Origin of the sequence: Francisella uliginis (assembly GCF_001895265.1) — a bacterium.
Classification (GTDB): domain Bacteria; phylum Pseudomonadota; class Gammaproteobacteria; order Francisellales; family Francisellaceae; genus Francisella; species Francisella uliginis.
Window position 1 is genome coordinate 1446684 of the sequence record NZ_CP016796.1, and the last position, 14296, is coordinate 1460979.

Genomic DNA, 14296 nt, shown 5'->3' on the forward strand with positions numbered 1-14296 from the left:
AATTATTTTTTAACCTTTATAAGAATATTTTCTAATCTTTCTGCATGATTTTTAAAGTCAAAACTATTAGCTTGATGTATAGAGTTAGAAATATATTTCTCTTTACTATGACTATCTAATAAATATATTCTATCAATAGCATTAATTATATTATCTGTAGTTAAAGGATAGACATTCAGTCCACAACCTCTTTTCACTATAAAGTTATTGTCTTCGGCTGGATTTGTTAATATTATTGGTTTTGCTGATGCCAGATATTCAAATAACTTATTCATTGAAATACCATACTTATATAAGTTTGGCTTATCATCGATAACAATAATATTTAAATCTGCTTTTGATATAATTGACGGAATATATTTTTTTTCGACTCTTCCTTTAAACTCTATGTTGCTTAGACTTTTTGATAAACAATAGTTTTTTAGTTTACTTTCCTCTGAACCTTCACCAAAAATAATAATTTTTATTTTTTTATTTTTAAGCTGTTCTGCAAGATTGACAAGTTCTTTAATCCTGTTTACTTTCGATATAGTACCTGTATAAACAATTTTAAATAGGTCTGGATTATCTAAATCAGTGTCACTATAAATATACTTTTCTTTATTTTTATTAAATGTCTCTAAACAAACCCCATTGTTAATATAGTGAACTTTTTCAAGATCTATATCACTATCCCATCCTTTATCTTTGATGTATTGTTTGCCACCTTCTAGAGTAAACACTATTGCAGCCGCTTTTTTATAACACCATTTTTCTAGCTTATATAACGCTTTTATAATTAGATTCTTATCAGTTAAACGTGAATACTCAACTATAGAAAGTGGCCATAAATCTCTGACTTCACAAACGCAAGGAATATTCATTTTTTTTGCAATGTGTAAACCAGCATGAAGCGTTGATAGAGGCCCACTAGAAGCAATAATAATATCTGTGTCTTTAGGTATTATTTTTTTATAACGAAAAAAAAGCTTAAAATAAAAATCTAAAACATTCAGCCATCTTCGCTTAGATTGTACAGGTTTATATTTTAATGTATTTACAAAAACCCAATCATTATTATTATCATCTTTTAGAGTCTTAGAAATATTCTTACTTGTATTAACAATATAATCACTATGATGATCTACATTAGCGCAGACTACTTTTACATTATGACCTTTTCTAGCTAGCTCTCTAGCAAAGTAGTACTGACGCCCACCTTTGCCTTTATAGGCTCTAGTAGCATAGTGATCTATAATAACTATATTCATTTTATTAAATATTATTCTCTTTCGCGTAATTTTGCCATCTAACCATATGTTGACAGATATCGTCTATACTTTTTTTTGTTTCAAAACTCAGCTCTTTCTTAGCTTTAGAAACATCTGCAAAACTTGCAGCAATATCACCAGCTCGCCTATCTACTATTTGATAAGGAATTTCCTTACCTAATGCTTTTTCATAAGCTTTGACAAGCTCTAATACAGAATAACCATTACCTGAGCCTAGATTATATGCTCGCCAATCAGATTTATCTTGTGCTAGTTTCTCTAATGCCAAAATATGACCAATTGCTAGATCCACCACATGAATATAATCTCTTACTCCAGTACCATCTCTAGTCTCATAGTCTCCACCAAAAATACTGAGCTTTGACAACTTACCAGCACCAACTTGCCCAACATATGGCATGAGGTTGTTTGGAATTCCTTGAGGATCTTCACCAATCATACCACTCTTATGAGCTCCTACTGGATTAAAATATCTTAGACAAGTAATATTAAATTTATTGTTTGCATTCTGAAGATCTTTCAAGATTTCTTCTAATATCAACTTTGTAGCACCATAAGGATTTGTCGTACTCAGAGGCATATCCTCTGTAAATGGAGGTTCATTATTCATTCCATAAACAGTCGCTGATGAACTAAAAACAAAATCATATACTTTATAGTCCTGCATCAGCTCAAGCAAATTTATAGTTCCTTGAATATTATTATGATAGTACTCTAAAGGTTTTTCTACACTTTCACCAACAGCTTTAAATCCAGCAAAATGTATCACAGCATCAATTTTGTGCTTTTGAAAAATGCTCTCTAAATTAGACTTATGCAAAAGATCTACCTGATAAAAATCAAATTCTTTACCTGTAATAGCTTTAACTCTATCTACTACAGATACTTTACTATTTGAAAGATTATCTACCACTATCACTTGGTAATCTCTATTTAGAAGCTCTACTACAGTATGACTACCTATATAGCCTATTCCACCTGTTACTAATATTTTTTTATTCATAAATATACTCTATATAGTTTTGGTTTTTTACTTCTTTTATTTGCGTATTCTTAATTTTTTTCTTAGGCAAAAATATACCCAGAACCTTTTTAGAAATTACTCTTACTGTTTCAATAATAATAAGTAAATCAAAGATAAAACTCCATCTACGAATGTAAATGAGATCTAATTTTAATTTATTTTCAGGCAATGTGTCATAATTAGTAAGAACTTGTGCATATCCAGTAATGCCTGCTTTAACTTTAGTTCTATAGCTAAATTCAGGGGTATCCTTAGTAAACTCTTCAATTAACTCTTGTCTTTCTGGACGAGGACCTACTATAGACATATCTCCTCTTAAGACATTGAAAAACTGTGGTAACTCATCTATCCATATAGGTCTAATTATTTTACCAACTCTCGTAATTCTATTATCAGATTTAGATGCCCAAACTGCTCCTGTTTTAGATTCTGCACCTAGTTGCATACTTCTGAATTTTATAAGCTTGAATTTTATATTATCTTTGGTAATTCTTTCCTGTACAAAAAAAGGTGATTTTCTATCTTCTAAAAAGATAGCTAAAGCTATTACAAACATTATTGGAAATGTTAATAAAATAAAAAAGCAACTTAGAATAATATCAAAAATTCTTTTTATCACTTGAGCTTCAAAAGATAATCCAAAGTTTTTAACACTCATTGCTACACTATCCCCCAAAGGTACAAGTATAGCCCCCCATATAGATATTTCATACTTTCTTGGAATAAGAACTATTTCGACATTGTATTTACTTAACAATGATAAATCACTATCAGGCATTCTTTTCAAGCCTTTATCTGAAATAAAAACTTTTGTATATCCATCAATAATATCTGATAAGTTAACTCCCTTGACATCTAAACTAAGATAACCTGCGACAACTTCTTTAGGCAACTTACAATCTTCTGTTTTTTTAAACATCCAGCCTCTTTCTTCAGCAAGACCTAAAACTAATATACTGTTCTCTATAGCTCTTCTCATAAGACATCTAAAAAAAACTCTAGATATAGATAATAAAACGACTTGAATAAAGAAACCAAATAAAATCAAACTTCTTGGAAAAGAAAATCCTCTCAAGAAAAAGGCTAATGCTGTTACGATTATTGTTATTGCACAACAGCATAAAATTACTTTTAAAATATTTTTTGATTTTGATATTTTTTCTCCATTTGTATACTCAGCAGTTAAAAATACAAATAAAGAGGTTATTATGATAAATATAACTAGAAAATCGAAACTACTGAAGTTGCGAGTATTATATTTTAAAAGATGTAACGGTATGGAATAACTTAGCAGAACAGTAACTACTGATGCTATTATTTCTACAATCTTTAAAGAAATAAGTGTTCTATTAGACTTTTGCAAGCTCATTCCTCATAGACATTATAGTTTCTTTATAACTTTGAGAATTAAAAATAGCTGAACCTGCAACAAAGGCATTTACTCCATAACTTGCAATTTCTGCAATGTTACTTGGATTAACTCCACCATCTATTTCTAATAAAATATCCCTACCTGTAGACTTTATCCATTGAGAAACCTCTCTAGATTTATCAAGCATATTTGGAATAAACTTCTGACCTCCAAAACCAGGGTTTACAGACATTATCAAAACTCTATCAATATGACTTTCAACATATTTTAGACAATCAATGGTTGTAGCAGGATTTAATGCAAGACCTGCATCAATACCGAATGATTTAATAAGTTGTAAGCTTCTATCTATATGCTCACTAGCCTCTGGATGAAACACTATACTACTAGCACCAGCCTTAGCAAAACTTTCAATAAGACTATCTACAGGTTTTACCATAAGATGGACATCCATACCTACATCAACCCCATAATCTCTCAATGCTTTTAATACCATCGGTCCAAAAGTAAGATTTGGTACATAATGGTTATCCATAACATCGAAATGAATATTATCAGCTCCAGCGTCTAATACATCTTTTACATCATCACCTAATCTTGCTAAGTTTGCAGATAAAATAGAGGGATTAATTTGAAAGTTCTTCATAAAATTTATTTTTTATGTATAAAATAATAAAGATAATTTTAGCATAACAGTATAAAATATTTGAGTAAATAATAGTTTAAAACCATAACAGTTCTAGTTTACAGCATTTTAAAATAGAGGATAAATACAAAATGAGTCATATAGAGAATGCAAAAAAAACCTTTGAAATGGAAATAACAGCATTAGAAAACCTAAAAGATTCTATAGGACAAAGTTTTAAAAAAGCCTGCGATATCATTCTAACTAATAATAAAGGACGAGTGATTATTACAGGAATGGGAAAATCTGGCCATATTGGCAAGAAAATGGCGGCAACTCTTGCCAGTACAGGAACACCTGCATTTTTTGTTCATCCAGGAGAAGCTGGTCATGGAGATTTTGGTATGATCACATCTAATGATATATTAATAGCTATATCAAACTCTGGAAACTCAAGTGAAATAATGGGGTTAATGCCAATGATTAAACACCTGAGCATCCCTATGATCTCAATAACTAGTAATCCTGATTCACTTATGGCAAAAAATAGTGATATACACTTAAATCTTGGCGTAGATAAAGAAGCTTGCCCATTAAATCTAGCTCCTACATCAAGTACAACAGCTACTTTAGTCTTAGGAGATGCTTTAGCCATAGCTTTACTTAAAGCAAAGAACTTTTCAGCTGAAGATTTTGCATTCTCACATCCAAGTGGCGCTCTTGGTAGAAAACTAATATTGAGAGTTGAAAATATTATGCGCAAAGGTTCAGAAATACCTCAGATAAACCCTTCTGATACTATCCGCAAAGCTATACTTGAGATAAGCAATAAAGGAATAGGCAATACACTTGTCACTTGCCAAGATAGTAAGCTTCTTGGTATATTTACAGATGGTGATTTACGTAGAATTTTTGAATCTGATAATTTTGACTCTCATCTGCCTATTTCTAACGTGATGAGTAAGCACCCAAAAGTTATATCAAAAGATGATATGGCAATGACAGCTTTAGAAACAATGGAAAGATTTGAAATTATGAGTCTTGCAGTTGTAGACAATGAACATCACGTTTTAGGAGTTGTAACTATGCATGATCTTATTAAATTAGGGCTAAAATAATAAATTTATATAAAAAAATTATATTTTCATAATTGAATTTAAAACCTAAACAGCTCTTTTTAATATCTATACTAGCTTTAAGTTTATTTAAGTAATCCTTTATTTTAAGTTTTGAGACTAACGCTTATAAATTAAGACAAAAGATATGATCTTGTTAATATAGCTAACTATAGATAAAAATGTCATGCTGAATTTACTACTTTTATGCCTAGCAGGCTATAGCGTAATGATCACTTTAGAATTATAACAACTATGACTTAATTAAATTATGGCAAGATGAACTGGCTTTTTACTTTTTGATGAATATCTTTTTTAACCAATGATCAGCACTCACATATCTTCCACCGCCATATAGGAATAATGTAAATAACATGATAAAATATGTAACAGAAAATTCCATACCACCATTTAACATTACAGGATCACCTAAAGCTGTAACATAGTTATATCTATCAGGAAAGTTTTGCGATAACCATACAAATAAATCATTTAACCTTTGTGTAGATTCTGCAGTTTTATCTGCAATGGCAGGCCAACCATGAGCCCAATGTACCATAGCACCGGCAACACCCATTACAAACATCATCGGAATTGAAACAAGTCTAGTAAATAGTCCAAAGGCAATACCAATACACCCTATAACCTCCGCAGAAGTTGCCAAGAATGCCATCACCTCTGGAAAAGGCATACCCAAACCACCTTGCGAAGCCGGAGCACCAAACCATGCTACCGTTGTACTAAATCCTTCAACTTTTGATCTAGCACCTACAAACATTGTAGGCACTAAATATAATCGTATTCCCAACAAAAGTAAAAAGTCAATGAACTGAAACTTTTGGATAATCTTGTAATATATTTCATATATCCTATTTATCATAAATTGCTCCTTATACTGATAAAGTAATCATATTTTGGTTGTGCCAAGAGACTAGACTCTTGATTAACTGTTCTTTATATTTCTTGTCTATTTGTTGAAAATCATCTAAATCAAAAATACTAACACTTTTTTCTAGTACAGAACTGAGAACTGCAAATTCTAATGGCGATAGCCTTTGATATGAAGTCCTATAATTTACATTGCGATAAATTGCATAGAGAATATTTTGGTCCGCACTTATTTTTTCATCCAAATCATTTATATCAAATGGTAATGATATAAAAGTTAATGTTGGATTTGATTCTATGTTTTTTATATCTTTAAAATTTAAATTTTTAGCAATTTCTATATTCTTAAAAACTTTAGATTCATCTATCTCTATAGAAAAAAGCAGCCACTCGAACTCTATTAACTTAGACAGTCCTTCACTCATTTCCACATGCCTTGAAGATTCTAATATCCCTGTAGCAATCTGATGAAATGCTGGTTCTGATGCAATGTTATCCTCAAAGAAAACTTTTAAGATAGCATTCTTCAACTCTTGAGATGCATGAATATTAAAATAAGGAAAAGTGTTCTCCAAAACACTCGAAATATTACCTACTATGAACTCACGATACATTTGTATCTTATCATCAGTTGAGCTACCATAACGGATAGCATGAGTAAAGTTTTGCATTTTACTTTTTATAGATTCTGATATATTCATATTTTTCCCTCTATAATATTTGTTATGCTATTTAGTTCATTCACTAAGTCATCAAGCTTAGGTACAAAATGATCTCTCTCAAGTAACATTGGATGCCAGCCATGTTGCTCAACTGCAAACTTAGCAAGCTCTTTTACCTCCTGTATTACATCTTTACCATGAGTATCTAAAATGAAATCATCTTTTTTATAATGTCCTGCAATATGGTAATAATTGATACTGCCTTTATTTATGCCTTTTATAAACTCATAAGCATCATAGTTGTGATTATGTCCATTGACATAAACATTATTTATATCAAGAAGCATTTTCGCACCACTTCTTTGTAAAATTTCATTAATAAAATCTAGTTCACTCATATCATTATCATATTGGTAATAATATGAGATATTTTCTAAGGTGAGGGGTCTTTTTATAATCTCTTGAACTTGATCTATACGATCACAAATATAAGAAATATTTTCCTTTTCTCTAGGCACTGGTAAAAGATCATACAAATATCCTTTCTCATCATCAGAAAAACATAAATGATCACTATAAACTTCTATCTTATAATCATCTAAAAATGCTCTGATTTCATTCAAAAATCTCTTATTAAGTGGTTGAAAACCGCCAATTGATAAACTCAAACCATGAGCTATGATAGGATAAATATTGGCAACTCTATCAAGGTAGTCTTGCTTAAAACCTCCTAAATTCATCCAGTTTTCTGGAGAAAGCTCTAAGAAATCAATTCCGTCAACTTTTTGTTTTGATAATATTGATTGATGCTCAGATCTTAATCCAATACCTTGAAACTTACCAGTCATTGCCCACATACCCCATTAGAGCATTTTCCTAATTGTGCTACTTCTTGCTTATGTTGCTTACCATAGATTTTCTCTACTTTAGTACCACACTTGCCATCTCTTGCTCTTACAAGTTTGCCATCTTGCTCATCAGAGTTAACATCAACTACACCAAACTTTTTAAGTGAACCACATTTACCACTAGCACATTTACCTTCACCTTGAGCGATTGGACTACTTTCAGATGACTCTTGAGCTTGGGTAATGGGCGCTTTAGCTTCTTCTGCTAAAGCAACTCCAAATGACATAGAAGCTGTTAAAGCGATTGTTAAAGGTATTTTTTTCATTTCAAACTCTCCTTATTTAACTCCATCAACGGGAAAACATGCTAAATCTCTACCCTCATATACAAGACCTTTATAGTATTTCTGTACAATCTTAGTAGACTCATCTTTAAGTAATAAACCCTTACCTAAGAAATGACTTAGAACTAATGCTTTTGGATTAACTGCAGCAGCAACTTGTCCAATTACAGATGGTTTAGCATGTAAGAAACTGCCCGCTGCATCTGCATTTTCATCAATTGGCATAGGCATCATTAGAATATCTGCATTTTTTGCAAACTTAATAAAAGCATCTCTAAATTTATCATGCTCATTACTACCGCCTGCACCAGCCACAACAATAGTACCTTTCTTAGATACTATCTTATATGCTAAAGTTGGAACATCTCCTTTAGGAATTCCCAATGCCCAAACAGTAAATTCATCATTTGAAAGAATTTTCGTTGGTCCCAACTTTGTATAATCAACATTTGTTACAGGATCAAGTTTAAAAGGAAAACCGTCTGTACCTGTAAGTATTCCATGTAAATATGCAAAAGCTCCATGATCTTCTCCAAATACTCTTTGAAGGAAATCAGTTGCACTAGGGAAAAGGCCAGAACCAGTTGGGCCAGATAAAGGTAAATCTTCTTTTCTATCAGAGAAGTATGCTCCTTTTAATATTGCTGGTAAATCTGCTGAATGATCTGCATGGAAGTGTGTCATACTGATTGACTTTAAATCCTCTAATCGAGCACCTGATTGACCAAATCTAAGATATGTGCCACCACCAGCATCAACCAAAACCTTAGATTTGCCATCAATCCATATCAACTCACCTGCAGATGCTCTAGCATCATCTGTAATTGGTCCTCCAGAACCAAGAAGCTGTAATGTGAAAGATTTATCTAAGCATTGTGGATTTGTTTGTGCGACACCTTGCGATACTCCAAAAATACACATTGAAGCAAGTACAAAGTTAAAAGCTCTTTTTTTCATAAACAACCTTATAATTTACATTATGTAAGGTCATTATTAGCTATTAAGATAAATAATAAAAACTAATATTTTTTTATAAAACATATCAGTTTTATTTATATGTATAAAATAAGATTGAATTAGATTTATTTAGAGAGAATTAAAGAACATTACCCATTAATACACTATGATAACCAGCATCTACGTGAATATTTTCACCTGTAATACCCGAAGCCATATCTGAGCATAAGAAAGCTACTGTATTACCAACTTCCATAATATCAACATTTTTCTTAAGTGGTGATACTGATGCATTATAATCTAACATCTTCTTGAAGTTTGAAATACCTGAAGCAGCAAGAGTTTTAATTGGTCCAGCCGATACACAGTTCACATTGATTCCATCTTGACCTAAAGCAAGAGCTGTATATCTCATAGTAGCTTCTAGAGATGCTTTTGCAACACCCATTGTATTATAACTTGGCATAGCTTTTTCTGCACCGATGTAAGTAAGACCTACGATAGAACCATTTCTACCTTTCATCATTGCACGACCTTCTCTAGCTAAAGCAGCAAAAGAGTAAGCACTTATATCATGAGCAACTGAGAATCCTTCACGAGTTACAGTATCAACGAAATCACCACCTAATTGATCACGTGGAGCAAATGCAATTGAATGGATAATACCATCAAGACCATCCCAAACCTTTCCAAGCTCTACAAATAAATCTTTAATTTCTTGATCAGATGTAACATCACAAGGAAGAACAGCTGCTGGCTCAAACTCAGCACTAAGCTTTTCAACTCTTTCTTTGAATTGGCCAACATAAGTAAATGCTAGTTCAGCACCTTCCCTGTGTAGAGCTTTTGCAATACCATAAGCAATTGACTTATTACTTAAAAGACCAGTTACTACTATTTTCTTTCCTGCTAGAAAACCCATTTAAATTCTCCTTTGTGAATTTTTTATTAAATCTTTAACCTCTTGTGTATCAACATTAATGATTATATGTACAAATACACTAAACTAATAGTTATAATTATAGTTAATCATAAAATAAAACACTAGCATAATTTATTAAGAGAGATATTCTATGAGTCGTAATAATAAGAAAATAGTCCCAACGCATAATGGTGAAGTAACTTTTGATCGCGCTAAAGAAACATGGAATATATTAAAAATAACCTCTGAGCTTGTTGAAGGTTTTGAACGCTTAGACAAGCTCACTCCAGCAATTAGTATATTTGGATCAGCAAGATTAAAAAAAGATAATAAGTACTATTTAAAAACTATCGAAATAGCAGAAAAATTATCTAATCATGGATTTACAATCATTACAGGTGGCGGACCTGGAATTATGGAAGCCGGTAACAAAGGAGCACTAGAAGGATCCTCTTCAAGTGTTGGCTTAAATATAACATTACCTCATGAACAAAAACCTAATGCATACCAAGATATTAATCTTAGTTATAGATATTTTTTTACTCGAAAAGCAATGTTTATTAAACACTCAATGGCTTACATTGTTATGCCTGGAGGTTTTGGTACCATGGATGAGTTATTTGATATAGCTACTTTGATACAGACTGAGAAAAAAACATACATGCCTGTTATACTTTTTGGTAAAGACTTTTGGGGCGGCTTAGTAGATTGGATTAAAACAACAATGTTAGAAAATGGTGTTGTTAATAAAAATGATCTGAAGATTTTACATCTTGTTGATACAATCGATGAGGCTATTGAAATTATTCGTGAATATTATCAGAACTCATACCACTCTAAAGAGCATGCTCATATAGTTTTTTAAAGGTTTATTTATATGGATATTAATACTATTTCTTCGACTTTGATACATAATTCCCTACCTATAATTGTTGCTTTTAATGTCTTAATACATATTTTTTGTGGTTTAGGAATTGCAAAAGATATTCCTAAGATTTTAGATAAGAGACTAACTACAATCTTACTACCAAAAAATATCTGGATTTTAGTGGGACTAGTTTTTGGCATATGGGGATTATTAATATATTGGTTATTTCATCATTCAACTATCTCTAGGGGATAAAATAAGGAATCTTTATGAGTAATAACAATTTATGGCAACCTAAATCATACAACTCTACTGGAAAATTTGTTACACAATACGGTAATGAAGTTGTTGAACTTTTAAACCCATCTAAGGGAGAAAATATTCTAGACCTAGGATGTGGCACAGGTGAGCTTACTAACATAATAAAAAATACTGGTGCTAAAGTTATAGGTGCTGACATTTCAGAGAATATGCTTAAAAAAGCAAAAGAGAACTACTCTGAAATTGAGTTTATACAAATAGATGCTCAACAGGATATAGATCTTAAAAAAGAAAGTTTTGATGCCGTCTTTTCAAATGCTGCTTTACATTGGATGACAAACCCTCTTGCTGTTATAAAAAATATAAATCATATATTAAAAAAAGATGGTAGGTTTGTATTTGAAATGGGTGGCAAAGGTAATATTAAAGAAGTATTATCCAGCTTAGATAATACGGCTAAGAAATATCAAATCGAAGATTATGATATCGATAACTTCTATCCAAGTATTTCAGAGTATAGTACTCTTCTTGAAAAAAATGGTTTTACTGTAAAATATATGATTTTATTTGAAAGACTTACTCTGCTTGAAGGAAATGATGGTTTTAAGAACTGGGTAAAAACTTTTAGAGTAAACTTACTAGATAAAATTAATAACGTTGCTGAGTTTCTCAATGATGCTGAAGTACTAGCATATAAAAATCTTTTCAAAGATGGTAAATGGTATGCTGATTATGTAAGACTTAGAGGTGTTGCTGCAAAAAGCTAAAACTCTTTTAGATGACTCACTGATTAAATTAAACCTCAGGGGCTCCAACAGGTACGCTATTCTCTGGTCTATCTCCAGCACCACGAACAGTATCAGCAAACTGAGAATCTTCTAATAGTGCATCTTTAGCTGCATTGTATTCTTGATTTGATAAGGTGATCGCCTGTGAATAACTATAATTTTCAATTTCTTCACGAGGAGTCCCATCAGGTATATCAAGGTTTTTGGTGTCTGCCTCTACTGTAGCGTAGCGAGCTTCTGCATTAGAAACTTGTGAAGTATAATCATTATAAGAATTAGTGCTATTGGTTTGAGCTATTGTTTTATTATTTTCTAATAATGTTACTTCATCTTCCAAAACAGATATATCATTTCTTAATGTTGTAGCATTTGCCTCTGCTGCTTCTGCACTTGCTTGAAAAGTCGCTGCTAATTCAGTATCATCATTTGCTTCAGCTGTTGCCTGATTAGCTCTATGAGCAGCTGCTTCTGCCTCATATTGCGAAGCATCAGTATCTTTTTGGTCTATTAAGTCATTTCTACTAGTTATTTCACTATTTATTGTCGCTATCTCATTTTGATAGTTATTGTAGTCAGCTAGTGCATTATCTCTGGCTGTAATATAACCTTGGTATTCTGCATCCGCTGTAAGGGCATCGTCTCTTCTTTGGTTCCATGCAGTTAGAGCGTTATTAAAGTTAGTATCTACGGTACTAGATAATTCATCGAGTAAACTTTCAAACTCTAGTAAATCATCATTTAACTCCTCGCTTGTCTCATTACAACCATTAGGCATTACACCAGAGGGAGGACTACCTGTTGGCTGGTTAGGGTCTACAGTCTCATCAGTACGATTATCATAACCAATATCACACTCCCAATTAACTAAAGTTCCATTATTATTTATTCTTGGAGTTATTGCTATTTGATATGCGATACCTTGTACTACTGGATGGCTAATTAATCTGCCATTATTTTGTCTAAACTCATTCATAATAGCGACATTATCATCACCAAAGTAGTCGTCTTTCATATCAGCTATTCCTGATTGAAATTCCTCATCACTACTTATACCTTGTTCTTGAATATAAACTGCAACTGCTTTACGATAATTATCCATTTTATCAATCTCATCTTGCAGTCTAACTTTAGTTATATGATTTGCATACGATACTATTGCAGCGACTGCCAATATACCAACTATTGCTATCACAACCATCAGTTCAACAAGAGAGAAACCTTTATTGTTTCTTACCATATTTTTATAAAAAAATAATAAATGTAATGTATATTTTATACTTTTATAAAATTTTATGCAGTTACAATTTATTAAAGTTGCTGATTATTACTTGAAATTAAGCGAATATCTCTTTTTATAATATTCTCAATGACCTCATCATTTAAAGTATGATCTAGATCTTTAATTAGATTAACTTCTCCCCAAGTACTCTCAAAAAATTTATTATCAACGATAGTGTCATTCTCTGTAAGAGTAACTCTAATATTCTCATTAAACTTACCTAGTTTGCCATTCATAAGCAATAAAAAATATGCACCAAGCATTTTTCTAAGCCTAACTTTTCTAAGAACTCGCATTGTCTTATGATGAATAAAAAATGGTGTAATTAAGTGTAATTTCTTATAGAGCTCTTCATCTATTAATGATGAGATTCCTGCTGACATAGAAATTGCATAAATTAAATCATAGTTTTCACTACTAATTTTATATTTATTTATGATTCGTTTTAACTTTCTTTTGACAAAAACTGGTCGACCTAAAGCTACAGTAGTTATTCTGACTTTTATACCATTAATATCAGCATGTACAACTGAGTCACCCTTACTAAAGTAACCTCTTATTATTATAATATTTAGTGTATCTTTTGTATCTATAGTATTCATTTAAGCTTTTTCAATAAGTTCTATTTGATAACCATCTGGATCTTTTATAAAAGCAATAACAGTGCTTCCACCTTTGACAGGCCCTGCTTCTCTACTTACAATTCCACCTTTTGCTTTAACATCTTCACAAGCCTTATAGACATCTTCTACTTGCATGCATAAGTGTCCAAATGCATTACCATGATCATATTCATGATCACCCCAGTTATATGTTAGCTCTAAAACCGTATGATTAGAAATATCTCCATAGCCTAAAAACACTAAAGTATATTTATATTCTGGATTATCTGCTTTTTTTTGAACAGACATTCCCAAGATATTTTTATAAAAATCAATCGATTTATCTAAATCTTTAACTCTTAACATTACATGTGCAAAACGCATAAAATACTCCGCAAATATAAATTTGTTATTAATAAATAGTTTTGTTATATTATAGCAGATTTTAAATCCCCTGTTCGTAACTATCC

At 31.5% G+C, this 14296-nt stretch carries 17 protein-coding genes; 4 read left to right on the plus strand and 13 right to left on the minus strand.

The features are described from left to right. Positions 1 to 2: 2 nt before the first annotated feature. Genes F7310_RS06850 through rpe form a run of 4 tightly spaced genes read right to left on the minus strand, consistent with a single transcriptional unit; the run spans position 3 to position 4313 of the window. Entirely contained in the window at positions 3 to 1250 is a 1248-nt protein-coding gene (locus F7310_RS06850) for a glycosyltransferase family 4 protein (protein WP_072712739.1), read from the minus strand. Positions 1251 to 1254: 4 nt separating this feature from the next. Further along, on the minus strand, positions 1255 to 2274 hold the full coding sequence (galE, locus tag F7310_RS06855; RefSeq protein ID WP_072712741.1) for a UDP-glucose 4-epimerase GalE: 1020 nt from the start codon (positions 2272 to 2274) through the stop codon (positions 1255 to 1257). Then, entirely contained in the window at positions 2267 to 3664 is a 1398-nt protein-coding gene (locus F7310_RS06860; protein WP_072712743.1) for a sugar transferase, read from the minus strand. Before F7310_RS06860 ends, galE begins: the two co-directional genes overlap by 8 nt. After that, positions 3645 to 4313 carry a ribulose-phosphate 3-epimerase gene (gene rpe / locus F7310_RS06865; protein ID WP_072712744.1) on the minus strand — a complete coding sequence of 223 codons (669 nt, stop codon included), beginning with the start codon at positions 4311 to 4313 and terminating at the stop codon, positions 3645 to 3647. The genes F7310_RS06860 and rpe overlap by 20 nt, the downstream gene beginning before the upstream one ends. Before the next feature lie 131 nt (positions 4314 to 4444). Here rpe and F7310_RS06870 point away from each other — a divergent pair, with 131 nt between their 5' ends. Next, entirely contained in the window at positions 4445 to 5410 is a 966-nt protein-coding gene (locus tag F7310_RS06870; protein WP_072712746.1) for a KpsF/GutQ family sugar-phosphate isomerase, read from the plus strand. Between the two features lie 289 nt (positions 5411 to 5699). On the opposite strand, the gene F7310_RS06875 is transcribed toward F7310_RS06870, so the two are convergent. From F7310_RS06875 to F7310_RS06900, 6 genes are all read right to left on the minus strand, one after another. Further along, entirely contained in the window at positions 5700 to 6287 is a 588-nt protein-coding gene (locus F7310_RS06875; protein WP_072712747.1) for an HvfX family Cu-binding RiPP maturation protein, read from the minus strand. A gap of 10 nt (positions 6288 to 6297) precedes the next feature. Continuing rightward, positions 6298 to 6996, minus strand: coding sequence for an HvfC/BufC family peptide modification chaperone (locus F7310_RS06880; RefSeq protein ID WP_072712749.1), 699 nt, complete (start codon positions 6994 to 6996; stop codon positions 6298 to 6300). Next, positions 6993 to 7805: an MbnB/TglH/ChrH family RiPP precursor modification enzyme gene (locus F7310_RS06885; RefSeq protein ID WP_072712750.1), complete on the minus strand. Its 813-nt coding sequence runs from the start codon at positions 7803 to 7805 to the stop codon at positions 6993 to 6995. The genes F7310_RS06880 and F7310_RS06885 overlap by 4 nt, the downstream gene beginning before the upstream one ends. Then, entirely contained in the window at positions 7802 to 8131 is a 330-nt protein-coding gene (locus tag F7310_RS06890; RefSeq protein ID WP_072712752.1) for a hypothetical protein, read from the minus strand. The genes F7310_RS06885 and F7310_RS06890 overlap by 4 nt, the downstream gene beginning before the upstream one ends. Positions 8132 to 8143: 12 nt before the next feature. Next, complete coding sequence (locus tag F7310_RS06895; protein WP_072712753.1) at positions 8144 to 9106, minus strand: MBL fold metallo-hydrolase; 963 nt, start codon at positions 9104 to 9106, stop codon at positions 8144 to 8146. A 139-nt stretch (positions 9107 to 9245) separates the two neighbouring features. Then, the gene (locus tag F7310_RS06900) at positions 9246 to 10028 is read right to left on the minus strand and encodes an enoyl-ACP reductase FabI (protein WP_072712755.1); all 783 of its coding nucleotides are present in this window, start codon (positions 10026 to 10028) and stop codon (positions 9246 to 9248) included. 151 nt (positions 10029 to 10179) lie between these two features. On the opposite strand from F7310_RS06900, the gene F7310_RS06905 reads away from it, so the two are divergent. Genes F7310_RS06905 through F7310_RS06915 form a run of 3 tightly spaced genes read left to right on the plus strand, consistent with a single transcriptional unit; the run spans position 10180 to position 11924 of the window. Continuing rightward, positions 10180 to 10893, plus strand: a complete 714-nt coding sequence (locus F7310_RS06905; protein ID WP_072712756.1) for an LOG family protein — start codon at positions 10180 to 10182, stop codon at positions 10891 to 10893. A gap of 12 nt (positions 10894 to 10905) precedes the next feature. Then, the gene (locus tag F7310_RS06910; protein ID WP_072712758.1) at positions 10906 to 11151 is read left to right on the plus strand and encodes a hypothetical protein; all 246 of its coding nucleotides are present in this window, start codon (positions 10906 to 10908) and stop codon (positions 11149 to 11151) included. Positions 11152 to 11165: 14 nt separating this feature from the next. Beyond that, entirely contained in the window at positions 11166 to 11924 is a 759-nt protein-coding gene (locus tag F7310_RS06915) for a class I SAM-dependent methyltransferase (protein ID WP_072712759.1), read from the plus strand. A 28-nt stretch (positions 11925 to 11952) separates the two neighbouring features. Here the strand turns inward: F7310_RS06915 and F7310_RS06920 are convergent, their stop codons facing one another. The 3 genes from F7310_RS06920 to gloA all read right to left on the minus strand — a co-directional run bounded on the left by F7310_RS06920 (position 11953) and on the right by gloA (position 14210). After that, entirely contained in the window at positions 11953 to 13182 is a 1230-nt protein-coding gene (locus tag F7310_RS06920; protein ID WP_072712761.1) for a pilin, read from the minus strand. Between the two features lie 71 nt (positions 13183 to 13253). Beyond that, the gene (locus tag F7310_RS06925; RefSeq protein ID WP_072712762.1) at positions 13254 to 13826 is read right to left on the minus strand and encodes a hypothetical protein; all 573 of its coding nucleotides are present in this window, start codon (positions 13824 to 13826) and stop codon (positions 13254 to 13256) included. Continuing rightward, a complete protein-coding gene (gloA, locus tag F7310_RS06930) occupies positions 13827 to 14210 on the minus strand; it encodes a lactoylglutathione lyase (protein WP_072712764.1) in 384 nt (127 codons plus the stop codon). Positions 14211 to 14296: the final 86 nt, after the last annotated feature.

What these genes read in the sequence shown, in the direction of transcription:
- F7310_RS06850 (WP_072712739.1), bottom strand. Translation starts at nt 1,250, where the DNA reads ATGAATATAGTTATTATAGATCACTATGCTACTAGAGCCTATAAAGGC.
- gloA (WP_072712764.1), bottom strand. Translation starts at nt 14,210, where the DNA reads ATGCGTTTTGCACATGTAATGTTAAGAGTTAAAGATTTAGATAAATCG.
- rpe (WP_072712744.1), bottom strand. Translation starts at nt 4,313, where the DNA reads ATGAAGAACTTTCAAATTAATCCCTCTATTTTATCTGCAAACTTAGCA.
- F7310_RS06870 (WP_072712746.1), top strand. Translation starts at nt 4,445, where the DNA reads ATGAGTCATATAGAGAATGCAAAAAAAACCTTTGAAATGGAAATAACA.
- F7310_RS06885 (WP_072712750.1), bottom strand. Translation starts at nt 7,805, where the DNA reads ATGACTGGTAAGTTTCAAGGTATTGGATTAAGATCTGAGCATCAATCA.
- F7310_RS06875 (WP_072712747.1), bottom strand. Translation starts at nt 6,287, where the DNA reads ATGATAAATAGGATATATGAAATATATTACAAGATTATCCAAAAGTTT.
- F7310_RS06905 (WP_072712756.1), top strand. Translation starts at nt 10,180, where the DNA reads ATGAGTCGTAATAATAAGAAAATAGTCCCAACGCATAATGGTGAAGTA.
- F7310_RS06915 (WP_072712759.1), top strand. Translation starts at nt 11,166, where the DNA reads ATGAGTAATAACAATTTATGGCAACCTAAATCATACAACTCTACTGGA.
- galE (WP_072712741.1), bottom strand. Translation starts at nt 2,274, where the DNA reads ATGAATAAAAAAATATTAGTAACAGGTGGAATAGGCTATATAGGTAGT.
- F7310_RS06890 (WP_072712752.1), bottom strand. Translation starts at nt 8,131, where the DNA reads ATGAAAAAAATACCTTTAACAATCGCTTTAACAGCTTCTATGTCATTT.
- F7310_RS06880 (WP_072712749.1), bottom strand. Translation starts at nt 6,996, where the DNA reads ATGAATATATCAGAATCTATAAAAAGTAAAATGCAAAACTTTACTCAT.
- F7310_RS06900 (WP_072712755.1), bottom strand. Translation starts at nt 10,028, where the DNA reads ATGGGTTTTCTAGCAGGAAAGAAAATAGTAGTAACTGGTCTTTTAAGT.
- F7310_RS06920 (WP_072712761.1), bottom strand. Translation starts at nt 13,182, where the DNA reads ATGGTAAGAAACAATAAAGGTTTCTCTCTTGTTGAACTGATGGTTGTG.
- F7310_RS06860 (WP_072712743.1), bottom strand. Translation starts at nt 3,664, where the DNA reads ATGAGCTTGCAAAAGTCTAATAGAACACTTATTTCTTTAAAGATTGTA.
- F7310_RS06925 (WP_072712762.1), bottom strand. Translation starts at nt 13,826, where the DNA reads ATGAATACTATAGATACAAAAGATACACTAAATATTATAATAATAAGA.
- F7310_RS06910 (WP_072712758.1), top strand. Translation starts at nt 10,906, where the DNA reads ATGGATATTAATACTATTTCTTCGACTTTGATACATAATTCCCTACCT.
- F7310_RS06895 (WP_072712753.1), bottom strand. Translation starts at nt 9,106, where the DNA reads ATGAAAAAAAGAGCTTTTAACTTTGTACTTGCTTCAATGTGTATTTTT.